This window comes from Gilliamella sp. Occ4-3, assembly GCF_001690675.1.
Classification (GTDB): domain Bacteria; phylum Pseudomonadota; class Gammaproteobacteria; order Enterobacterales; family Orbaceae; genus Gilliamella; species Gilliamella bombi.
This window is the reverse complement of the sequence record NZ_LZHR01000016.1, coordinates 48,515-68,525: the sequence shown is the minus strand read 5'-3', so window position 1 is coordinate 68,525 and position 20,011 is coordinate 48,515. Positions and strand designations below refer to the sequence as shown.

Genomic DNA, 20,011 nt, shown 5'->3' with positions numbered 1-20,011 from the left:
TCTTGAATTAAAGAGACCGCAATCGTCATAAATTTCTTTATCTTTTGAGTGACATGAGCTTTTTGTTTTTTCTGCATTTTTTTTCATTTGTTCATCTGTATCACCTGAAATTTTATAATATACTTTGTTAGTGTTAAAGTTAAATAGATAATTAAAATCATTATCAAGAATATTTTGATCATATGATGATTTTTTACCAACAATTTTCACTTTTACTTTTAAATCACCAACAAAGTATGAATCACAAGTTAAATTAATTGAATCGTCAGATAATATTACTTTATTTATTTCTTCTTTTGAAACTGAGCAATTTTTCAATTCACGATCAATTATAAAAGATGGTTCTTGATTGTTACGAATTGAATAAGTATGATACTGGTAGAATTTGTTATTTTTAAAATCATAAATTGTAACCCATTCTTTTTGATCTTTTATTGCTTCTTTAGCAAATTTTACAAAATCATCATCACCACAACCAACCAACATCATGCTTAAAACACTAATACAAAAAAAACTAATTATTTTTTTCATTATTTAATCCCTCTCTTTTTTACTTAGCATTAATTAATTTGTAAGTAATGCCGTTTTTGCATACTTCTGTGGTATATTTACCATCAGTATTTAAATTTGTTGCAAGTGTAACAATATCAAGATTACAATTTTTACTAATTTCATTCATAATTTTCATATAACTCAAGCCATTTAAATTTGGAGCTTGAGAATCAAAACCGCTTGCTGTTGCTTTACCTGTTTTTAAATCATAAGTAATTGTATTTTTATCACCACAACCAACCAATATCATGCTTAAAATACTAATACAAAAAAAACTAATTATTTTTTTCATTCTATTACCCTACTCTCATTGCATTATTTATTTTGTGAATACTAATTCATTTTTAATTTCTTATAACATTTATTAATTAATGCATAAATGATAGTAATGTACTACCAATAACAATTAAAAATAAAAGCCAAATAGCAATACCAATAATTCCGCAAATAATTCCTGCTTTAGCAAACCCCAAACCGTCTTTTTGATTGTTTATTACATCATTTTTACCTATCACGCCTAGCACTATTGCTATAATCCCGACAACTATGTTAAACCCAGCTATCGGAAGTACTATTGAAATAATACCGCACACCAATGATGATATTGATAAGTAACTTGTTGCTTTTTTTTGCTGTTCCATTTTTATCTCCATAAAAATTTATTAAAAGTAAAATAAAGATTAAGTTAAAGAGGTTGACTATTGTATTATGATCGGTTTCACAGATCAATAAAATATATTATAATAGGTTTTATCTATCGCAATTAACCTTACTGATCGTTGGAATCTTTCAAAAATTTTTAAAAAGTAACAAGTTAAGTTAATTGCGTGTTTAATTTATATATTTTAATTAATCAATGGGATGGGCGAATGATATATAATGTTTTTCAATAATAAGGATAACGTGGATAATTACATTAGTTAGTTTTCTTATTTTTTCCATTTACAAAAAAAGCATATTAACATCGGCAGGTACGTTCATTTTTGATTTTGTTATTAATTTTATTTTAATTAGCGTTGTGGTATTTCTTTCTAAAAAGATTAAAAATAATTTAAAAAAGAACAAGCCAAATACTAGAGCTAATGCAACAACTTAAAATGGATGAACAAAAACTAAGAAGAATGGTAGCTAGCTGGCTAACAGCATAAAAATGCAGGAGGATTTAGGTAAATTAACGGGTTTTATGAATAAACAGGTAATTGAAACTGCATTAAATGAATAATTGACCGAGCATCCGTCACCTTTAACTTTAAAATACACAAAATTTAGGAAGAGGGTGTTTATAGCTTAAGTTTTAAATTAACACTAAAAATAAGAATAAGGTTTAGGTATACGGCGTTTTTTCGGCGTTTTCTTTTTATATGCTTTGGGCTTCCATTGAGAATAATCCGTGACATAAAGTTCATTAAGTTTTAAATCATAGGGGATGTCTTTTATATTATCAGCGATTTCATCGTAAGGTGAAGGTAGTGTGAAAGATAGACCATAATCATCATCAACAATCAGCATGCCAAGTAAGATAGCTCGAAACTTAGTTAGATAGCACAACTCTTCCATGGTAATGCCAGCATATAACTCGTTTTGATATTTATTTATATATTTGCCTTGGTAATTTTGGTTACATCCTATTCCAATAATGTCTCCGTCAAAAGTGGTAGTGATTGTCAATGTGCCATCGTTTAACGAATAGAAGCACCATCTATTTTGCTCACCAGGTGGAGAATACAATTCACATTCTTGACATTTAACATCAAAACGTTGGTACATTTCATCCAAATAAGTGAGAATGTTATCACCAATTTGAATGTTTCCTATTGATTTATAGCTAATAATGTTAGCATTCAATGCGATCATGACTTACCATCCTGATATTTGCCCATCGTCGTCTAATATTTTAATCTCAGTCTGACTTCTTATCCATGTAAATAACTGCGCTAAATCTTTTTCGATCCTAGGCGGATGAGCACTTATTTCAATAAAAATTTGAGTATCTTCCAAAAATAGTCTGACATCGAACAATCTACTCTTACTATTATCCCAATATGGTGAGCCTGATAAACAGTATGCGCTATTTTTAGCAATATAAGTGGGTAATGATAAAATTTCATTGGCGATATCACAGGCATTTTGCTGATACCATGTGTGATTTATAAACACTAATCTAAACTCGGCTGACATTGAGTTGTGTTATCCCTATCATAATAAGTTTTATTACTAAAACGTATGGCTAAGTATTTGATATCCATTATTCAATAACTAAATAGTTAATCACCCGTAACACGTAATTGTTTAATATTTTTTTGTTTGAGCGTGATGATGATCCGTTGCAGTTCAGGAGTAAAATTTTCAATTTGTGACATAATTTGCGTTAAATCAGTTATCAATATTGCCAAATTGCTAGCATTAAACACAACATTAACGGTGTAATAGTCACGAATTCTTTTTAATTGTTTAAGACTTTTCCAGCAGGTTGATGTACTAAATATTTTTCCATGAAGATCTTCGCTCATGGTAAATGTTTCTGATTGCTGATTGTCAAAGTTGATAATAAAATCTAGCGCCATAAATTTAAATACCTATTAGGTAATGAATAGTAAGATATTATCTTACATATTTACAAGATTACTGGATTAATATCTTTGTTTTTACCATAATTATCAGACAGATTAGAGGCTGTTAGATAAAAAAGGTTTATTCAGTTTTTTAGCTAATTTTTCTACACATTCTCTAGCTGCGATTTTGTAATTGATTGCATTTTCATAGGATTCATTTTTATCAACATATTCTTCAAATGTTTTAAGTGCACCTAAAAAACGAGCGGCAACAATAGTAAATTCATTATTGATCCAACAAGCGAAAATTGTTGAAGCAAACCCTTCAAGATTTTTATAATAAACAATATTTTCGATTTTTTTGATATCTAAAATCAGTACATGATTTACCTGTAAACTTTCTGGTAATCGTTTAATCTCTGTCTCATCAATGTATAAAGTTCCGTTTACGGATAAATTTTCGGGCAAGGTGTTAATTTTTTGATTTTGTAAACTTAGATAACCTCCAACTGATAAATTTTCTGATAATTTATTGATTTGCGTGTGAAATAAATCTAAATTACCACCTATAGTAAGATTACGTGGCAATGTTTGAATCTCAGTATATTCAAGTTCTAAACTTCCAGAAACAGAAAGGCCTTCAGGCAGGTTTGTTAATTTAGTGCCACTTAATGCTAAATTACCATTAATAGAGAACTTTTCTGGTAAACTTGTGATATTTGTATAGCTTAAATCTAATCCCCCACCAATTGATAAATATGTTGGTAATACTTCAATTTGAGTATCGTATAAATTTAAATTTCCCTTAACTGTGATATGTTCAGGTAATGCTTTTATCTTAGTATATTGCAAAATTAAGTTACCAAGTACGGTTAAGTTATCAGGTAACGATTCTATTTTTGATGAGTCTAAATCTAAATTTCCTCCACAAAAAAAAGTGTTAGGTAATGTTTTAATATCGCTGTAAGCTAAATATAAATTACCACCAACTGATAGATTATCAGGCAATGTCTGGATATGGGTATAATTTAAATTTAGATTGCCACCAATCGTTAAATTTTGAGGTAATTCTTCTATATGTGAATGAGCTAAATTTAGATGCCCACTAATTGATAAATTATTAGGAAGTGTCTTAATATTTGTATGATATAAGTCCACATTACCATTAATGGTTATTTTATTGTTTTTAATAAAATAATTTATTCCCTTTTTTTTAAGTAATATGAAAAATTTTTCCACCACTTATTTCCTTTTTTGTCAATGCGTTAATGGATTGTTGTGTACATAACTTGGCTTTTTTCTATACAGAATAGTTTTAATGATTAGTAATGTTTTAGTGCTATTGCTGTTGTCCTGCTTCAAAATGGTAGTGTTCCATTGAGGCACAGGTAAAAGATTCAATAAAGGCAGGTTTTGTATGCCACGTTTGTTCGGCAGTAAACAAATCATTAGCAATGGCCCAATCATACACCCCAGTATTCACAGGATAACGGGTTAACACACCAGATAATTGATGTTTTTCAATCCAAGTTTTAGCTTCAGTTAACGAGGTGAATATACCAGCAGGAAAGTTTGCTCCTTCACCATTAAATACCCATATTTCGTTCATTTTTGCTATCCTATTTAATCAATTCTGGTTGCAACATGATATTATGCTATAAAATTAATATGCGATTTAAAACATGACAATAGTTTAAGAGAAATGTTGTCGAAAATAGATAATTCAAAATTATTAAGATTATCTTGATATTCCATTACTTTATCCACACCATAATTTGAATAGACAAGGCAAGTTATATGTATCATATCGTTTGTGATGCAAATATTAACAATATCATTATCAAATAGTTCCATACTGTTAATTGATAATTTGAAACGCAGATAAATTTGTTGTTTCAAGATATTAACATGTACATAACTAGCCATATCAGTTAATTTAAACTGCCTAGCAATATTCGATTGTAATAAAATACCTAATTGATTGAGTTTATCAGATAAGTTTGATATCAAGTCAACTGTTTTTTTATTGTTATAAATCATAATACTGTAAAAAAGCATCGTTTTCAAAATAAAAGACAAAAGAGCTAAATAAATCCTCTAATGTTGGGTTATTTAATTCATTGTTAGCCACGCTAATAATATCTTCAATTTCGGCTTTTTCTAGCGTTGGTATCCAACCTTCTTCTATAGCTTGTTTAGGCAGGTTTGAATCATCCTCAAGACTAAAAACTCCTTGGGTATTAAGTGTCCAAGATGAGTGATCAGCGGGAAGATAAAAAAAACTGTATGGCATGTCTTCTATGTTAGAAAGCATATCTCGTATAGTAATAAAATTCATCATTTTCAAAAAAAATTAAAAGGTTAAGATACTTTCAGTATTCAGACATCAGTATAATGGCATATTAAATGATTGTCAGTATATTTCAATAAGCAATGTATTCATTTAATCACCATCGGCAATAATCACTTCGTCTTCACTCACAGCTTGCTTAAGTAGCATAATTAGTTTTTGGATTTCGCTGTCGTTATGTTTTTGTAACAAGTTGATTAATATTTTTTGATGATCGGGATAGATTCTGTTTCGACCATAGACATCAATCATGATGCCTGTTTTCCGCTTTAAATCGATAAAAGCTTGCTCAAGTAATTGCACTTTTTTATCACTTAAAACAAGAGATGGCTTACTGTCTTTTTGATCTGATAAGTAGGAAAAATCTAGCATCTTTTATATTCCTTGATATTGGTAATGCTTTGATTATTCTTGGTTACATAAATTAATAATATATTGAGGTGTCTTTTTTCGATAACGTATGCTCTGTTTTAAACCGATGGATCCTTGATTTGCACATTTTAGCAGATCCTCATCACTAATAATAAAATCACTATCTTCCAGAAAAATATCAATCACTGCTTCAGCAAATGAATCTGGAATGTGATTTAAGGCAAAGTTAAAAATACGATTTTTTGCTTCGTTATGTTGTAATATTGATTCAATGATGATCGATGCATTTTGCTGCCACTTTTCGGCAAACCGTAGAAAATCTTGCTCATTGAACGTATCTTGCAGAATGATCTTAGCTACCATTGAATCCCCTTAATAATATTGTATGGTAAATATAATTGTTATTTCAAGGTTGATCCTAACTAACAACAACGATCATCGCTATATTGATATACCAATATGCAAAAATATATAGATAATTATAAACAATTTTTCATCTTAACAACTATCTATTATTTCAATACAAAGATTTTAGTTAAGTGATATTTTATTCTTTTTAATCAAAAAATAGCGTTTGGAAGAAATTGGACGGGAAATGTAAGGTAGATATCTAAGTGCAAACGGAAAGGTTTTTATAGGTTTGTTAAAAAGTTCGAGTAACCAACCATCAGAATCCTTAAACGACATAAATTCAAAACTTATCGAATTATCGGATAAAATTTTAATATCACGAAGACAACAAGCACTGAGCCAAGCATATGCACCACCACCAATTCTGGCTCGGTCGACGATTTTATTACCTTTTAAATCAAGTAAATAAATATATAAAACTTCTTCCCAACCATCGCCGTATGACACAAAAAGTAAGATATAATTATCATTATAACTAAAAGCCGCTTCTAAATAGCCCCCTTTCAGTTTTTCATTACAGCAAACACCATCAACTTCAACAAGTGAATAGATTTCGCCAGGTTTCCTGAGAGGTAATGGCTTTACTACAACATTGGATATCATTTTTATCATACTTAATCTAAAAAATGTTATTTAAAATATCAATAGAAAGCCTATCAACACTAAACTTAATAAAATTACCACTTAAGTAAGCAAAATCATAAAATAAATCATCTTGAAAAACAAGATTCGATAGTATTAATCTATTTTCAAATAGATAACCATTAATATGATGAACAAAAGTATCAGCTTGTTGCATAATAGAAAAATGCTTATCTCCAGATAGTTCAGGCTTTATCTTGTCAATAAAACACAAATTAAGTTCTAATAGATAAATATTGCCCTGATTTAGCGCACAAGCGGAAGAATTGATAAAACAGCAAAGTTGATATTGACCAAAATCAAAAGTAGCCTGCTCCTCAATATATGGATCTATAGCAACTAGCTTTGCGTAATATTTCATTGTTTTTTCCATGTTTGATTGTGACTAGTGAGTGATCGCATAATTAGGGGATATAATAACAGAACATCCAGATGCATAAGATCACTAAAATTCAGTTGTATTATCCTATAATTATCTTGGTTTGTGATTGTATGATATTGATTGCATTATTTCGTGAAATGAATGATTTGATATAAAAAATGAATTTAATAACCTTAATACTTTTCCCAAATCAAAATATTATCTTTGATCCTTTTGCTGGCCCCAATTGATCTATATCAATACCAATAGAGCCTAAATAATCTATCATTTGTTGATACAAATTGAATTCATGAATTTCATCAATAATCGTTTCATGTTCGTCGAAAAAATCCACACCATCGACTAGTTTTATAACTTCGTAAAGAACCCTATACTTTTTATTTTTAAAATTTATAGCAATAGTAGTAAATTGTGAAGCATTATTGGGAAGATCATCAATAATTGTTGTTTGTAATGTTCGCCCTAATCGAATATATTCATCTTTAGTATATTTCATATAACCATAACCTTTTTATTCAATATGATTTTAGAGCCTAATAGGTTTGTCATGCACTAAAGCATAAAAACAAATCATTTACTCAGTCTGATACGTTTTATACAATGCTATTTCAGCCGATATGCATTGGCTAAATTTGCAATTTAAATTTTTTATTACGTCACCTTCTGTATAACAATAGACCATAGGATCATCATGCCTATCCATAAAAAATAGACTTGAATAACCTTGATGTAATAAAAAAGCAAAGAAATTAGTGGGAATAGAAATATTGTTCTCGACCAGTAAAACTAAAGAGCCTTGGTTTATATCATCAATTTCATGAAATAATATAGCTGTACCAAGCTTAAAATCACCTGCATTAATGCCTAGTTTTGACAAAAAAATTTTATAATATACAGGAAGCCGACCATATTGGTGTTCAAGTTGAGCCAATTGTTGGTCATTACAGCCTTTGGTAACAAAACTTTTGGAAGTCAATATAGCAATTAATTGATTGAGTTGATGATTAAACTCCCATTTATTCAATGTGATTTTACCTTTATTTTTCTAGTTGGTAGATGTTTTTAGCTTGTAATTGTATTTTAAGACAGTAATTAAAGTACTTCAACAGTTGCCACTTGTTTAGGTCCCTCATAAATAATTATTTTAACCCCTTTATTGAGTAAGTAACTGGGCGCAGTTTCCATTAAAAAATGCGCTTCACCAAAACCTATTCTTTCATGAGTATTAATGTTCTCATTATTTTTAACATTTATTACCAATGACCAACTTGTCATATCACCCTGCTTATCTTTAAGCGGTTCAGTGATCGGATAGTATTTTGTATTTATAGGAAGCGTTTTTTTTCCACCTTGTTGTATGGATCGCCAATAAATTTTGACATTAACTGTCGAATGTAGCATTTTTAGATTCCTATTTAGTCATTTGTTATTCTGTTATTTTTTAATGTGTTTACCAATTTATTTAATAGCCTTCTTAATAATAAATTATCAAATTTTATTTAGCCATAAAGATTGTTTTTTGTTTAAAAAATCAGATTTTACACACTTTCATTGTGATAGGAAAATTTATATAAAAAATTACACTTGCTTCAATTTTAAGCTGGTAGGTGAATACCTTCTTATAAATACATCACTGTATTGCTCAATCAATTCTTTTGTGACGATATTATTTTTATAATCTGTTAAGTAACTTTTGTTTAATTTGCTATAACCATTTTTATCCAATGTATCCGTCTGCCAATTGCAAACAGGGCATATTTCAAAAATAGCATCTTCAGCATTTTCGAACACCACAAATTGGCAACAAGCACAAGCTACCCCTGATATTCCACTATCTGGGTGATCTATAATCTTTATTTTATTACCGGTAATTTGCTCTATTTTTGTTTCGAGATAACGATTTTTTAATAACGGTGAGGGTTTATAATTATCAAAAATATCATTATTAAATATTGCTTGTTTAGCATGCTCGCAAGATTGCTGGTTTATTATGCCATTTTCAAACAAATATGTTGTTCTAGCTTGTAAGCTTAAACTAAATAACGCATGATAACTTAAAAAATTGATGACCTCATTACGCAAAAAAGATATACACATAATGTTGCTATGCCTCTATTAAGCTCATAATTAAATGAACGCTATAATGCTAATTATCTATTTAGCAAAAATATAATTATCACAAACGGTTATTTTTGGAAATAAATGTAAAGCGCAATTGAAGCAATAACCCAAACCCATATAAGAATATCTAGCTGGCGATCTTTCTTATATTTTTTGTCAAGAGATTGTAATATCTCATCCAAAAATAAAATAAAACAGTTAAATGATTCAAATTGCAGTGTTAATTTTTGCTCTATGACTGACCAGTAGTAAACACAACCATTATCTTGAGGCCTTAATGAAAGCAGGTAACAATTCAAGTATAGATCAGAAGCAAAAGGGAGCATATCTTGTAGCTGCGGAAAATCTCGCTTAAACTGCGCATAAATATTTTCTATTGTAAGGCCATATTTTATGCTAAAAAAATTAATCAAAAACTTGTCATCAACATAATTACTCATTTTACTATCAAGTTGTATAAAAGTTCCTCCGTTAAATTGGCGGTAAAAGTTGATAAAATCATCTGGAATTTTATTCCCAACGAATTGACTAAATTCGTTGAGTTCTTCATCAGTTAATTGTTGTTGTGTTTCTTCAAGTTTCAATATCATTTGTTTTTTCTTTTTCACCCAAACCATATTAACTAAAAAGCATGATTTATTATTTTTTTGTTTAATAGCTTCATTATGGACTTTTTATTATTTGAGTTATAAATTGATTTCGTCGATAGTTTGCATTACTCGTGCTGTAATTAGAGGCTTAAGTATTGTATTCATGGTTTCAATTTTTCCTAAGTTGGTATCATTCTGATCATCTAAATAACCTTGCTCTCGTAGTGATGCGACTAATGTTGAAAATACACCTTTGTCGAAGAATTCTGGAGCATTAATACCATGCAAAACAGATAACCGTTCAGCAATGAGACGCGCCTCTTTTTCTAGTTTTGCACGGCTAATAGTTGGATCTTTTTGCAATAAAGAAAACGCAATAGCATAACGTTGTAAAGTATCTTTAGAAGATGAAGCGATTAATTGTAATCCCGAAATTTTTAAAGAATTTACTGTCAATTTATCTGTCGAGTCGCTAATTAAATTCAATTTGGCATAAGTTGCTATGATTTGTTGTACATATACAGTTAGCTGTTCATCATTATGATAAAGGAATAGTTCTGATTTTATTAAAGGGAAAAACCGTCTTACTTGTTCTAATATTTCGCCAGATGATATTTGGTTATATTTGAGCACAATTCTAGCTACGATTGCAGGAATAATCAGTAAATGCTGAATATTATTTCGGTAGTAGGTCATTAATACTGCTTGTTCAGTTGTAAGACCGACCATTTCACCAACTTCATCGGTAGTAATAATGAATTTACCCATTTGTTTGGCGTGTTCAAATAATTCTTCAGGTGTTTGATCTGGAATAGTTATCAAATCTGAATAAGGAATATTTTTTAATAATTTTAAAAAATAATCGATATGTTCCAGTAACCTTACTTTGGTTAGTGCGCGTTGGTCTGCGGCCAATAATATTGAACAGCATAAGTTCATCGCATTAATTGCTGCTGAAGAGTTAATATGCTCCATAATTTGTTTAGCAAGTAAATTGGTTGTTGGTGTTAACCAACTAGGGCGCTGTGTACCAGTTGGTTCAATTTCATTTCGCCAATCAGGAACTTGTTGGTTTAAAAATTGATTCAAAGGTATAGGTTGGCCAAAATTAACATAGCCAAACCCTAATTTTTTTAATTTGAAAAATGCTTTAATTGTGCGTCCTAAACTCTCTTTTTCTTTTTTTGCACCACGGAGTTCATTAGCATAAGTTGCAACTTCTAAAACATGTTCATAACCAATATAAACAGGAACAACAGTAATTGGTCGTGAATCACCACGCAATAATGTTTGGATTGTCATCATCAACATGCCTGTTTTAGGATCGAGTAACCGACCTGTGCGTGAGCGTCCACCTTCAATAAAATACTCAACAGAATAACCACGGATAAATAGTTCAGCCAAATATTCACGAAAAACGGCAGTATAGAGCTTATTTCCTCTAAATGAGCGGCGAATAAAAAATGCACCTAATCGCCTAAAAATAGGACCTGCTGGCCAAAAGTTTAAATTAATGCCAGCAGCAATATGAGGAGGAACTAAACCTTGTCGATAAAGCACATAGGATAATAAAAGGTAATCCATATGACTACGATGACAAGGAGCATACACAATTTCGTGTCCGTTTTGCGCAAGCTCACGAACTGGATCTGCGTTTGTCACTTTAAGACCTTGATAGAGCCTATTCCATGCCCAAGTGAGCACAAAATCAGTTATTCTTAACATACGATAAGAAAAATTAGCGGCAATTTCGTTTAGCATTACTAAAGCATTTTTTTTCGCTTTATCAATATCAATATTTTTGCTTTTAGCCTCTTCTTGTATTGCTTCTGACAGTCCAGGATTATTTAATAATTTATTAAGCATTTCTTGGCGAATGGGTAGTTTGGGGCCGACAGAAGCTATCCTTTGCTTTGCAAAATGAATACGCGCAACGCGAGCCAATTTATGTGCTAACACTGAAAGATCTTGTTTATCGACATGAATATCTTTAAACGAAACAGTACGAGAAAAGCGTGTATAACAGTCTCTGCCTGATGTCATTATTTTTAATAATTTACTGGGTGCACCAAGTACTTGCAGTGAAAGTTTTTTTTCTCCTTCTTTATCAGGGCGGCGACCAAACATGACCGAAATAGGTAGCATCTGAATATCAAGATCATGATTTTGTTGATGTGCAGAAATATAATCCCTTAAAATTTCAATCGCTTTACTTTTTTGTTGATTGGATGCAAAAATACCAGGTCCTTTATCAATATAGATATAAGCTGGAATAACTTTACCATTAATATCTATGCCAACTAATGGATCAGGTAAACTATATTGCAAACAAAGAGATCGAACCACCATCAAATCGATTTGAGAGTTATAAGGAAGTACGTATAAAATTGGCTTGTTGGTATCGAGGTCTAATTCTGTTATTGGATCGGTAGGAATTGGTTTGCTTTTAACAAAAAGCTTCACCAAAATTTGGATTAGAAAAAAATAAACTTTAGTCCACCAAGAAAACATAAAAAAATAAACCTCATACGTTTTTATTAATTATCCATTTAACTAACTTAGATTCTGCACTTTCTAACTAAACTGAGAAATGAATGTTTAAATTAAAAATTTAAAGCAGTTTTGTTTTTAGTCTGCAAAAGCACTTAATACTTAGTGAAGTATATACTTCTTACTGCTTGACTGTTAGTAAATTTGCACAATCTTTAGTCCATGTAAGTAGCTGATAAAAACAACTTATATAACAATATTAAAGTCTAATATAAAGGTTTATTGATATCAACTAAATGGATCTCTCTGTTTTTTCTTCTTTAGCTAATTGATTAATAAAATAGTTTCAGTTGAATTAACTACGACTTTGGTATAATGCGTCTAAAATATATCGTAATTGTTTAACATCTAATTGACCTGGTGCCGATGGATTTTTAGCCGCTCCAAAAGTCATTGCTGAACCAAATGTCGAACCAGCAATACGACTAACAGTTCCAAGTCCAGCCATTGACATGGTAATAATCGGCGTAGTTGAATGTTTTGTGTTCATTTCTGTGGTGGCAGCCAACAAAGTTAATACGTCATCCTCGGTGTTAGGCATAACAGCAATTTTGGGAATGTCTGCGCCAAGTTCTTGCATTTTTTTTAGTCGATAGACAATATCGCTCTTAGATGGCGTTTTTTCAAAATCATGATTTGATACCACAACAAATACCTGATGTTTGTGTGCGACATCGATAATATCTTTTACATAGTCATCACCAATAAACATCTCAACATCAATCAGATCGATAAGCCCACTACAAGCCATTTCTTTATTCAATTGGACATAAGATGTTAATGGCCATGGCTTAGCTCCACCTTCGTTTGCGGTTCTAAAAGTGAATAAAATAGGTTTATTTGGTAGTAAATCTGCTATTTTTTTAGCGACTAACTTTACAGTATTAAGATTATCAACGTGGATAAAGTGATCAACACGCCACTCTAAAACGTCAAAATCAATTGATTGTAAAAATTGTACTTCATCAATTAATTCTGCTTCAGTTTTACCGATAATTGGCACAATAATTTTGGGTGCGCCTGAACCGATTTCAAGTTTTTTGATGGTTAGTGTTTTCATTTTGTATCCTGTTAGCTAAAAATTCCGTTAATAGACCATAATTTTATCTGGTTTTAATTTTGTATTAAATAAAACAGTAGCATGAAGTCATTAGCATAAGAAATTATTTATTAATCATTAAAACCCATTTGCTCTTTCACATAATCAATAGGGGCATCTTCGCCTGTCCAAATTTTTATTTGAGCTGCACCTTGCCATAACATCATGCCAATACCATTTAATATTTTACAACCTTGTTGCTCAGCTATTTCAAGTAGTTTTGTTTTACGCGGACTATAAATACAATCTGTAACAACAAGATCGGGGGGTAACATTGTTGGATCTGTAATTAAGCTTTTTCCTTCTAACGGTTTCATTCCGACACCTGTTGCATTGCAAAGTACAACACTATCTGAAATTTCTTTGCGTAGCTTATCTTTATCGGCCAGATCGATAACGCGTACATAACATTGAGTATTTTGATTTAATTTTTTCGAAATAGCTTCTATTTTTGTATAGCACTCATCCTTTTGATTAAAGACAGTGATCTCTTTTACGCCATCAAGAGCAGCTTGCACAACAATGGCTGTTGCAGCCCCTCCAGCGCCTAGGATGGTTATTTTTTTGCCTATCACATCAATGTTGGCTTCTTTGAGCATGCGCATGTAGCCCATTCCATCTGTGTTATAGCCTGTTAAAACACCATTATCGTTTGAAATAGTATTACACGCACCACTCATTTCCACTGCAGGTGTTAACTTATCAAGGTATTGGCAGACTAGTTGCTTGTTGGGCATAGACACGGCACTGCCACGTAATCCTAATGCTCGAATTCCTTTAATTGCGTCAGGGAGTTTTTTTTGGTCAACTTCAAATGCTAAATAAACATAAGGCACCTTTAGTTTAGAATAAATGGTATTTTGCATTTGAGGGGATAAGCTATGGCGAATAGGGTAAGCCATTAAACCAATCAATAGAAAATGTCCGTCGATGTTATTTCTCATTAGCAACTCTCCATAATAGCCCTACTGATTAGTAAGGGGGTATTTTTAGAATTCTTTATTAGAATATTTTTAATTTTATATATATTTATATATAGATGAAAGAGTGAGTATACACTATCGATTGCACTTTCAACATCTATCGCCTAGAATAATAAGTTTTCTTCTTAAATAAGAATTTATTTTATGAATACAGTGCTTGATTTGTTTTCTTCAATAAATGCGGTTGTAGTTGCGGTAATTTGCATGTTAATTTTATCTCTTTGCCGTGTTCATGTCGTTATTAGCTTAATAATTGGCGCATTTGTTGGTGGACTATTTAGCCATTTATCGTTAAAAGAAACCATTGATGCATTTAATACTGGGATCAGCAATGGAGCTAATATTGCACTTTCTTATGCTATGTTAGGGGCGTTTGCAGTGGCAATATCAAAATCTGGCTTACCCGAATTATTGGCTGATAAAGCTATTAAGCAACTTACATCAAGCGATGCAAAAAAACGTATCAAGTGGATTTTGATTGTTATTATTGGGTTAGTAAGTATTTCATCGCAAAATGTTATTCCTATTCATATTGCTTTTATTCCGCTTTTAATTCCACCGCTTTTATACGTAATGTCCCGTTTACAGCTTGATAGAAGAATGATTGCTTGTATTATGACATTTGGATTAATTACGCCTTATATGTTTTTACCAGTAGGATTTGGGAATATCTTTTTAAATCAAATTTTATTAAAAAATATTACCGCATCAGGAATGGATGTTAGCCATGTAAATGTAATGCATGCAATGGCAATTCCTGCATTAGGCATGTTTGCTGGTCTATTATGGGCTATTTTTGTTAGTTATCGTAAGCCTAGAGAATATAAAATTATTCGTGGAGAGGCAAATCAAGAAGCTTTAAAAGATGTGAATAAGCGTTCTCTTATTGTTTCATTATTGGCGATTGTTCTATCTTTTACTGTTCAACTTTATACTGGTTCAATGATTTTAGGTGCCTTAATTGGTTTTATTTGCTTTATTGTGTCGGGTTCGATTAAATGGGGCGAAGCTGATGGCGTTTTTACGGACGGCATCAAAATGATGGCTATGATTGGGTTTGTAATGATTTCAGCGCAAGGTTTTGCCGAAGTGTTAAAGCAGACTCATGAAATAGAACCTTTAGTTAACAACAGTGCAGCATTATTTGCTGGTAATAAAGTGATTGCCGCTTTTGTGATGATGCTAATTGGTCTGGTTATTACATTAGGTATTGGATCTTCATTTTCGACAGTCCCTATCATTGCCGCAGTATATGTACCACTTTGTGTACAACTCGGTTTTTCACCAATTGCCACCGTATGCTTAATTGGTGCATCAGGTGCGATAGGTGATGCGGGATCGCCACCATCAGATACTATTTTAGCGACCTCTTCTGGGCTAAATAGTGATGGGCAACATGATCATATTCGTGATAGTGTTATTCCAACATTTACCCATTTTAATATTCCATTATTTATTGCTGGTTGGATTGGCTCGTTAATTTTATAAGTTAATCCAATTAAATGAATTAAGGTCGTTATTCATTATGAATAAAAAATCATCCCAAAATATTAGAGCCATTTGTGCGCAAGCTATTTTTAATGTGCTAGAAGAAGGACAGTCATTAAGCGCTACATTGACAACTTTAAACCACAAAATAGCCGATAAAGATAAGGCGTTAGTACAAGAAATCTGTTTTGGTGTGATGCGAGTATTACCAGAACTCAACTTTTATATTCATACCTTGATGAGTAAAGTGTTAACGGGTAAAAATAGAATTTTACATGACCTATTGTTAGTGGGTATTTACCAGATTCTTTATACCCGTATTCCTGCACATGCTGCAGTTGGTGAGACAGTTAATGCGGTCAATACTCTCAAAAAAACACAGCTTAAAGGGGTTGTAAATGGTGTATTGCGTGAGTTTTTGCGCCAACAAACATCATTACAACAACAATTTATGCAAGACAGCAAGCAACAAAACCAGCAGACATTACACCCAAGTTGGTTGTTAACACGCCTTAAGCAAGCCTATCCAGAGCAGTGGCAAGCCATTGTTCATGCTAATAATCAAAAGCCACCAATGTGGTTGCGAGTTAATCTTAACCAATATTCAGTAAGTGATTACCAACAATTACTTGCTGAACAACAAATTGAGTCTGATAGCTTTCCAGAGTTACCTAGTGCTCTGCGATTATTGTCGCCTGTCAATGTAAATAAATTACCCTATTTTGATGAGGGTGCTGTCACGGTACAAGATCTGTCTGCGCAATATGCCGCTTATTTGTTAGCACCGCAAAATGGCGAGCTCATTTTGGATATGTGCGCAGCACCTGGTGGTAAAACCACACATATTTTAGAAGTTGCTCCAAAAGCACAAGTTTTAGCGGTGGACATTGAGCCTAGCCGAGTGAAGCGCATTCACGAAAATTTAACTCGATTAAACTTACATGCCGAAGTTAAAGTTGGTGATGGATTAACCCCAGAACGATGGTGTAAAGGGCAACAATTTGATCGCATTTTACTTGATGCGCCTTGCTCAGCAACAGGCGTTATCCGCCGTCATCCCGATATAAAATGGTTACGCCGAGATAGTGATATCATGCAGTTGACCGAATTACAATACGCTATTTTAACTAAAATCTGGGTTTATTTAAAAACTGGTGGTACTTTGGTTTATGCCACTTGTTCAATCCTACCAGACGAAAATAAATTACAAATTGAACGTTTTTTGCATGAAAACACCAGCGCCAAATTACAAGGTGAAATTAAACAATTTTTACCTACTGAAAATGGTGGTGATGGTTTCTTTTATGCAGTATTAAAGAAAGTATAATTTTCCCTTTTATTTTTGTTAAAAAGTTTCAGGTAACTATGTGTTTAAGTATAAAAAACTAAAAAAATCACACAATCCTGATTTGGACAATCTTTAGTAGTTGTGATAAATTTTGGGCTTGTTTTATCTTATAAAGATGTTCAGATATGGCTTATACTCTCACCTACAATGATTTACCTGAAAATATCCAACATTGGCAAGGTTTACCACTGTCATTAAATGGCTGTGAAGTGGTTCCTTTAGATTATAATGCAGGTAAAACAGGCTGGATTATTTATGGTAAAAAGTTAAATAAAACAGTCTTATCAAAATTCCAAGATCAACTTGCTATGCCAATGGTGATTGTTTCATCATGGAAAATCAAAACTTATCAGATTGTTCGTATTGCAGGGGTGATACCTAAAAAAGCTAAATCGATATCATTAGCATTAGGTATTGATGTTGCCCCAATCGATAATTTACCCACGCTACGCTCCCCGGGGTTACTTGTTATGGACATGGATTCGACAGCGATTGGCATTGAATGTATTGATGAACTGGCCAAATTGCATGGTGTAGGGCAGCAAGTTGCAGCGGTAACTGAACAAGCTATGCGTGGTGAACTTGATTTTGCCACAAGTTTGCGAAAACGTGTGGCAACCTTAAAAGGGGCGCATCAAGCTATTTTAGATCAAGTTAAAGATAATTTACCACTTACTCCTGGGCTTACTTATATAGTAAAAGAACTGCATAAAAAAAATTGGCATGTTGCTATTGCCTCAGGCGGTTTTACCTATTTTGCGGATCATTTAAAGCAAAAGTTAAAATTAGTTGACGTTTATGCTAATGAATTAGAAGTCAAACATGGAAAATTAACTGGTAAAGTTTCTGGTCAAATTGTTGATGCAAAATATAAAGCAAGGACATTACAACAACTAGCAGCATCGTTGGAAATTCCCATTGAACAAACTGTCGCAATTGGTGATGGAGCCAATGATTTGATGATGATTCGTATTGCTGGTCTAGGTGTTGCTTATCATGGTAAACCTAAAGTTGTCGAAAAAGCACGAATTAGTATTAATTATGCAGATTTAACAGGTTTATGGTGTATTTTATCCACTAGTTTATTAAGTGAAGGTTAGGAGATTAAATTGGCAAAAGCAGTGAAACGTGCTTATGTTTGTAATGATTGTGGAGCAGATTACCCACGTTGGCAAGGGCAATGTAGTTCATGCCATGCTTGGAACACCATTACCGAAGTTAGGCTTGCAAGTACCTCTTCACGTAACGACAGATTAACGGGTTATGCAGGTAGCGGGATTGGGCAAGCTAAAATTCAAAAATTGTCCGAGATCAGTTTAGAGGCACTGCCAAGATTTTCAACCGGTTTTTCAGAATTTGATCGTGTGCTTGGTGGTGGTGTCGTACCGGGGAGTGCCATTCTCATAGGAGGGAATCCCGGAGCAGGTAAAAGTACGTTGTTACTGCAAACCATGAGTAAACTCTCATCACAAATGAATACACTTTATGTTACTGGTGAGGAATCCCTCCAACAAGTTGCGATGCGTGCCCATCGATTAGGCTTACCTGCGGATAATATCAATATGTTGTCCGAAACCAGTATTGAGCAAATCTGTTTATTGGCTGAGCAGTCCCAACCTAAATTAATGGTGATTGACTCTATCCAAGTGATGCACCTTACTGATATCCAATCTTCGCCAGGTAGTGTTGCACAAGTACGCGAAACAGCGGCTTATTTAACTCGTTTTGCTAAAACAAAAGGCATTGCCATTATCATGGTGGGGCATGTTACTAAAGATGGCTCTCTTGCTGGTCCAAAAGTACTTGAGCACTGTATTGACTGCTCAATTTTATTAGATGGCGATGCCGACTCACGTTTTAGAACTCTACGTAGTCATAAAAACCGTTTTGGAGCAGTAAATGAGCTGGGTGTATTTGCTATGACAGAACAAGGTTTAAAAGAGGTTAGCAACCCATCAGCAATCTTTTTAAGCCGTGGAGATGAAATGCTACCAGGTAGTTCGGTAATGGTATTGTGGGAAGGTACTCGCCCATTACTGGTCGAAATCCAAGCACTAGTCGATCACTCGATGTATGGTAATCCAAGACGAGTGACTGTAGGATTAGATCAAAATCGGCTTGCATTATTGCTTGCAGTATTGCATAGGCATGGGGGATTGCAAATGGCCGATCAAGATATTTTTGTTAATGTTGTTGGTGGTGTAAAAGTTACCGAAACAAGTGCGGATTTGGCATTGATTGCAGCACTTGTATCAAGTTTTCGCAATCGCCCGTTGCCACAAGATATCGTTATTTTTGGTGAAATTGGTCTTGGTGGCGAAATTCGACCAGTACCAAGCGGACAAGAACGAATCTCTGAAGCGGCTAAACATGGTTTTAAAAAAGCAATTGTACCTATTGCCAATATGCCGAAGAAGAAGCCCGAAAATATGCAGATTTTTGCAGTTAAAAAAGTGTCAGAAGCACTAGATATTTTAGGTGATTTTTAAAAACCATATAAAATAGTAATAGTTAAAATTAATCCGCCAATAAGATTATCGACGGATTAAAGTTGGATTCAATTTTATTAAA

The 20,011-nt window shown here is 32.6% G+C and carries 26 protein-coding genes; 4 read left to right on the top strand and 22 right to left on the bottom strand.

Going from position 1 to position 20,011, the window contains the following annotated elements:
- The 22 genes from A9G44_RS01615 to A9G44_RS01510 all read right to left on the bottom strand — a co-directional run.
- On the bottom strand, positions 1-531 hold a 531-nt coding region (locus A9G44_RS01615), incomplete at its 3' end, for a hypothetical protein (protein WP_143426279.1).
- Positions 532-550: 19 nt separating this feature from the next.
- Positions 551-844, bottom strand: coding sequence for a hypothetical protein (locus A9G44_RS01610; RefSeq protein WP_065608978.1), 294 nt, complete (start codon positions 842-844; stop codon positions 551-553).
- Between the two features lie 76 nt (positions 845-920).
- Entirely contained in the window at positions 921-1,193 is a 273-nt protein-coding gene (locus A9G44_RS01605) for a DUF4190 domain-containing protein (protein ID WP_179854783.1), read from the bottom strand.
- 664 nt (positions 1,194-1,857) lie between these two features.
- Positions 1,858-2,406: a hypothetical protein gene (locus tag A9G44_RS01600; RefSeq protein ID WP_065589876.1), complete on the bottom strand. Its 549-nt coding sequence runs from the start codon at positions 2,404-2,406 to the stop codon at positions 1,858-1,860.
- 3 nt (positions 2,407-2,409) lie between these two features.
- On the bottom strand, positions 2,410-2,730 hold the full coding sequence (locus tag A9G44_RS01595; RefSeq protein ID WP_034913579.1) for a hypothetical protein: 321 nt from the start codon (positions 2,728-2,730) through the stop codon (positions 2,410-2,412).
- 86 nt (positions 2,731-2,816) lie between these two features.
- A complete protein-coding gene (locus A9G44_RS01590; protein ID WP_065608976.1) occupies positions 2,817-3,116 on the bottom strand; it encodes a hypothetical protein in 300 nt (99 codons plus the stop codon).
- A gap of 102 nt (positions 3,117-3,218) precedes the next feature.
- Complete coding sequence (locus A9G44_RS01585; RefSeq protein ID WP_143426278.1) at positions 3,219-4,346, bottom strand: hypothetical protein; 1,128 nt, start codon at positions 4,344-4,346, stop codon at positions 3,219-3,221.
- A gap of 97 nt (positions 4,347-4,443) precedes the next feature.
- Positions 4,444-4,713 carry a DUF7710 domain-containing protein gene (locus tag A9G44_RS01580; RefSeq protein WP_065608974.1) on the bottom strand — a complete coding sequence of 90 codons (270 nt, stop codon included), beginning with the start codon at positions 4,711-4,713 and terminating at the stop codon, positions 4,444-4,446.
- A 41-nt stretch (positions 4,714-4,754) separates the two neighbouring features.
- Positions 4,755-5,144: a hypothetical protein gene (locus tag A9G44_RS01575; RefSeq protein WP_141671117.1), complete on the bottom strand. Its 390-nt coding sequence runs from the start codon at positions 5,142-5,144 to the stop codon at positions 4,755-4,757.
- Positions 5,134-5,442 (bottom strand): DUF7716 domain-containing protein, encoded by a 309-nt coding sequence (locus A9G44_RS01570; RefSeq protein ID WP_065608973.1) that lies wholly within the window; start codon positions 5,440-5,442, stop codon positions 5,134-5,136. The genes A9G44_RS01575 and A9G44_RS01570 overlap by 11 nt, the downstream gene beginning before the upstream one ends.
- Before the next feature lie 105 nt (positions 5,443-5,547).
- Positions 5,548-5,826: a hypothetical protein gene (locus tag A9G44_RS01565; protein WP_065575069.1), complete on the bottom strand. Its 279-nt coding sequence runs from the start codon at positions 5,824-5,826 to the stop codon at positions 5,548-5,550.
- A gap of 33 nt (positions 5,827-5,859) precedes the next feature.
- Entirely contained in the window at positions 5,860-6,189 is a 330-nt protein-coding gene (locus tag A9G44_RS01560) for a hypothetical protein (RefSeq protein WP_065608972.1), read from the bottom strand.
- A 168-nt stretch (positions 6,190-6,357) separates the two neighbouring features.
- A complete protein-coding gene (locus tag A9G44_RS01555) occupies positions 6,358-6,840 on the bottom strand; it encodes a hypothetical protein (protein WP_065608971.1) in 483 nt (160 codons plus the stop codon).
- 16 nt (positions 6,841-6,856) lie between these two features.
- A complete protein-coding gene (locus tag A9G44_RS01550) occupies positions 6,857-7,240 on the bottom strand; it encodes a hypothetical protein (RefSeq protein WP_065608970.1) in 384 nt (127 codons plus the stop codon).
- Between the two features lie 211 nt (positions 7,241-7,451).
- Positions 7,452-7,757: a hypothetical protein gene (locus A9G44_RS01545; protein WP_034913541.1), complete on the bottom strand. Its 306-nt coding sequence runs from the start codon at positions 7,755-7,757 to the stop codon at positions 7,452-7,454.
- A 78-nt stretch (positions 7,758-7,835) separates the two neighbouring features.
- The gene (locus A9G44_RS01540) at positions 7,836-8,285 is read right to left on the bottom strand and encodes a hypothetical protein (RefSeq protein WP_065608969.1); all 450 of its coding nucleotides are present in this window, start codon (positions 8,283-8,285) and stop codon (positions 7,836-7,838) included.
- A 68-nt stretch (positions 8,286-8,353) separates the two neighbouring features.
- Positions 8,354-8,662, bottom strand: coding sequence for a hypothetical protein (locus A9G44_RS01535; RefSeq protein ID WP_218837500.1), 309 nt, complete (start codon positions 8,660-8,662; stop codon positions 8,354-8,356).
- Positions 8,663-8,839: 177 nt separating this feature from the next.
- Positions 8,840-9,268, bottom strand: coding sequence for a CPCC family cysteine-rich protein (locus A9G44_RS13015; RefSeq protein ID WP_176701292.1), 429 nt, complete (start codon positions 9,266-9,268; stop codon positions 8,840-8,842).
- Positions 9,269-9,447: 179 nt separating this feature from the next.
- Entirely contained in the window at positions 9,448-9,972 is a 525-nt protein-coding gene (locus A9G44_RS01525) for an SMI1/KNR4 family protein (protein WP_080702355.1), read from the bottom strand.
- A 96-nt stretch (positions 9,973-10,068) separates the two neighbouring features.
- Positions 10,069-12,483 carry a glycerol-3-phosphate 1-O-acyltransferase PlsB gene (plsB, locus tag A9G44_RS01520; protein WP_065608968.1) on the bottom strand — a complete coding sequence of 805 codons (2,415 nt, stop codon included), beginning with the start codon at positions 12,481-12,483 and terminating at the stop codon, positions 10,069-10,071.
- A 334-nt stretch (positions 12,484-12,817) separates the two neighbouring features.
- Complete coding sequence (aroD, locus tag A9G44_RS01515; RefSeq protein WP_065608967.1) at positions 12,818-13,582, bottom strand: type I 3-dehydroquinate dehydratase; 765 nt, start codon at positions 13,580-13,582, stop codon at positions 12,818-12,820.
- A 110-nt stretch (positions 13,583-13,692) separates the two neighbouring features.
- Positions 13,693-14,565, bottom strand: coding sequence for a shikimate dehydrogenase (locus tag A9G44_RS01510; protein WP_065608966.1), 873 nt, complete (start codon positions 14,563-14,565; stop codon positions 13,693-13,695).
- A gap of 183 nt (positions 14,566-14,748) precedes the next feature.
- Here A9G44_RS01510 and A9G44_RS01505 point away from each other — a divergent pair, with 183 nt between their 5' ends.
- The 4 genes from A9G44_RS01505 to radA all read left to right on the top strand — a co-directional run bounded on the left by A9G44_RS01505 (position 14,749) and on the right by radA (position 19,929).
- On the top strand, positions 14,749-16,092 hold the full coding sequence (locus tag A9G44_RS01505; RefSeq protein WP_065608965.1) for a Na+/H+ antiporter family protein: 1,344 nt from the start codon (positions 14,749-14,751) through the stop codon (positions 16,090-16,092).
- A gap of 37 nt (positions 16,093-16,129) precedes the next feature.
- Positions 16,130-17,419: a 16S rRNA (cytosine(967)-C(5))-methyltransferase RsmB gene (gene rsmB / locus A9G44_RS01500; RefSeq protein WP_065608964.1), complete on the top strand. Its 1,290-nt coding sequence runs from the start codon at positions 16,130-16,132 to the stop codon at positions 17,417-17,419.
- A 146-nt stretch (positions 17,420-17,565) separates the two neighbouring features.
- Positions 17,566-18,540: a phosphoserine phosphatase gene (gene serB, locus A9G44_RS01495; protein ID WP_065608963.1), complete on the top strand. Its 975-nt coding sequence runs from the start codon at positions 17,566-17,568 to the stop codon at positions 18,538-18,540.
- A gap of 9 nt (positions 18,541-18,549) precedes the next feature.
- Complete coding sequence (gene radA / locus A9G44_RS01490; RefSeq protein WP_065560869.1) at positions 18,550-19,929, top strand: DNA repair protein RadA; 1,380 nt, start codon at positions 18,550-18,552, stop codon at positions 19,927-19,929.
- Positions 19,930-20,011: the final 82 nt, after the last annotated feature.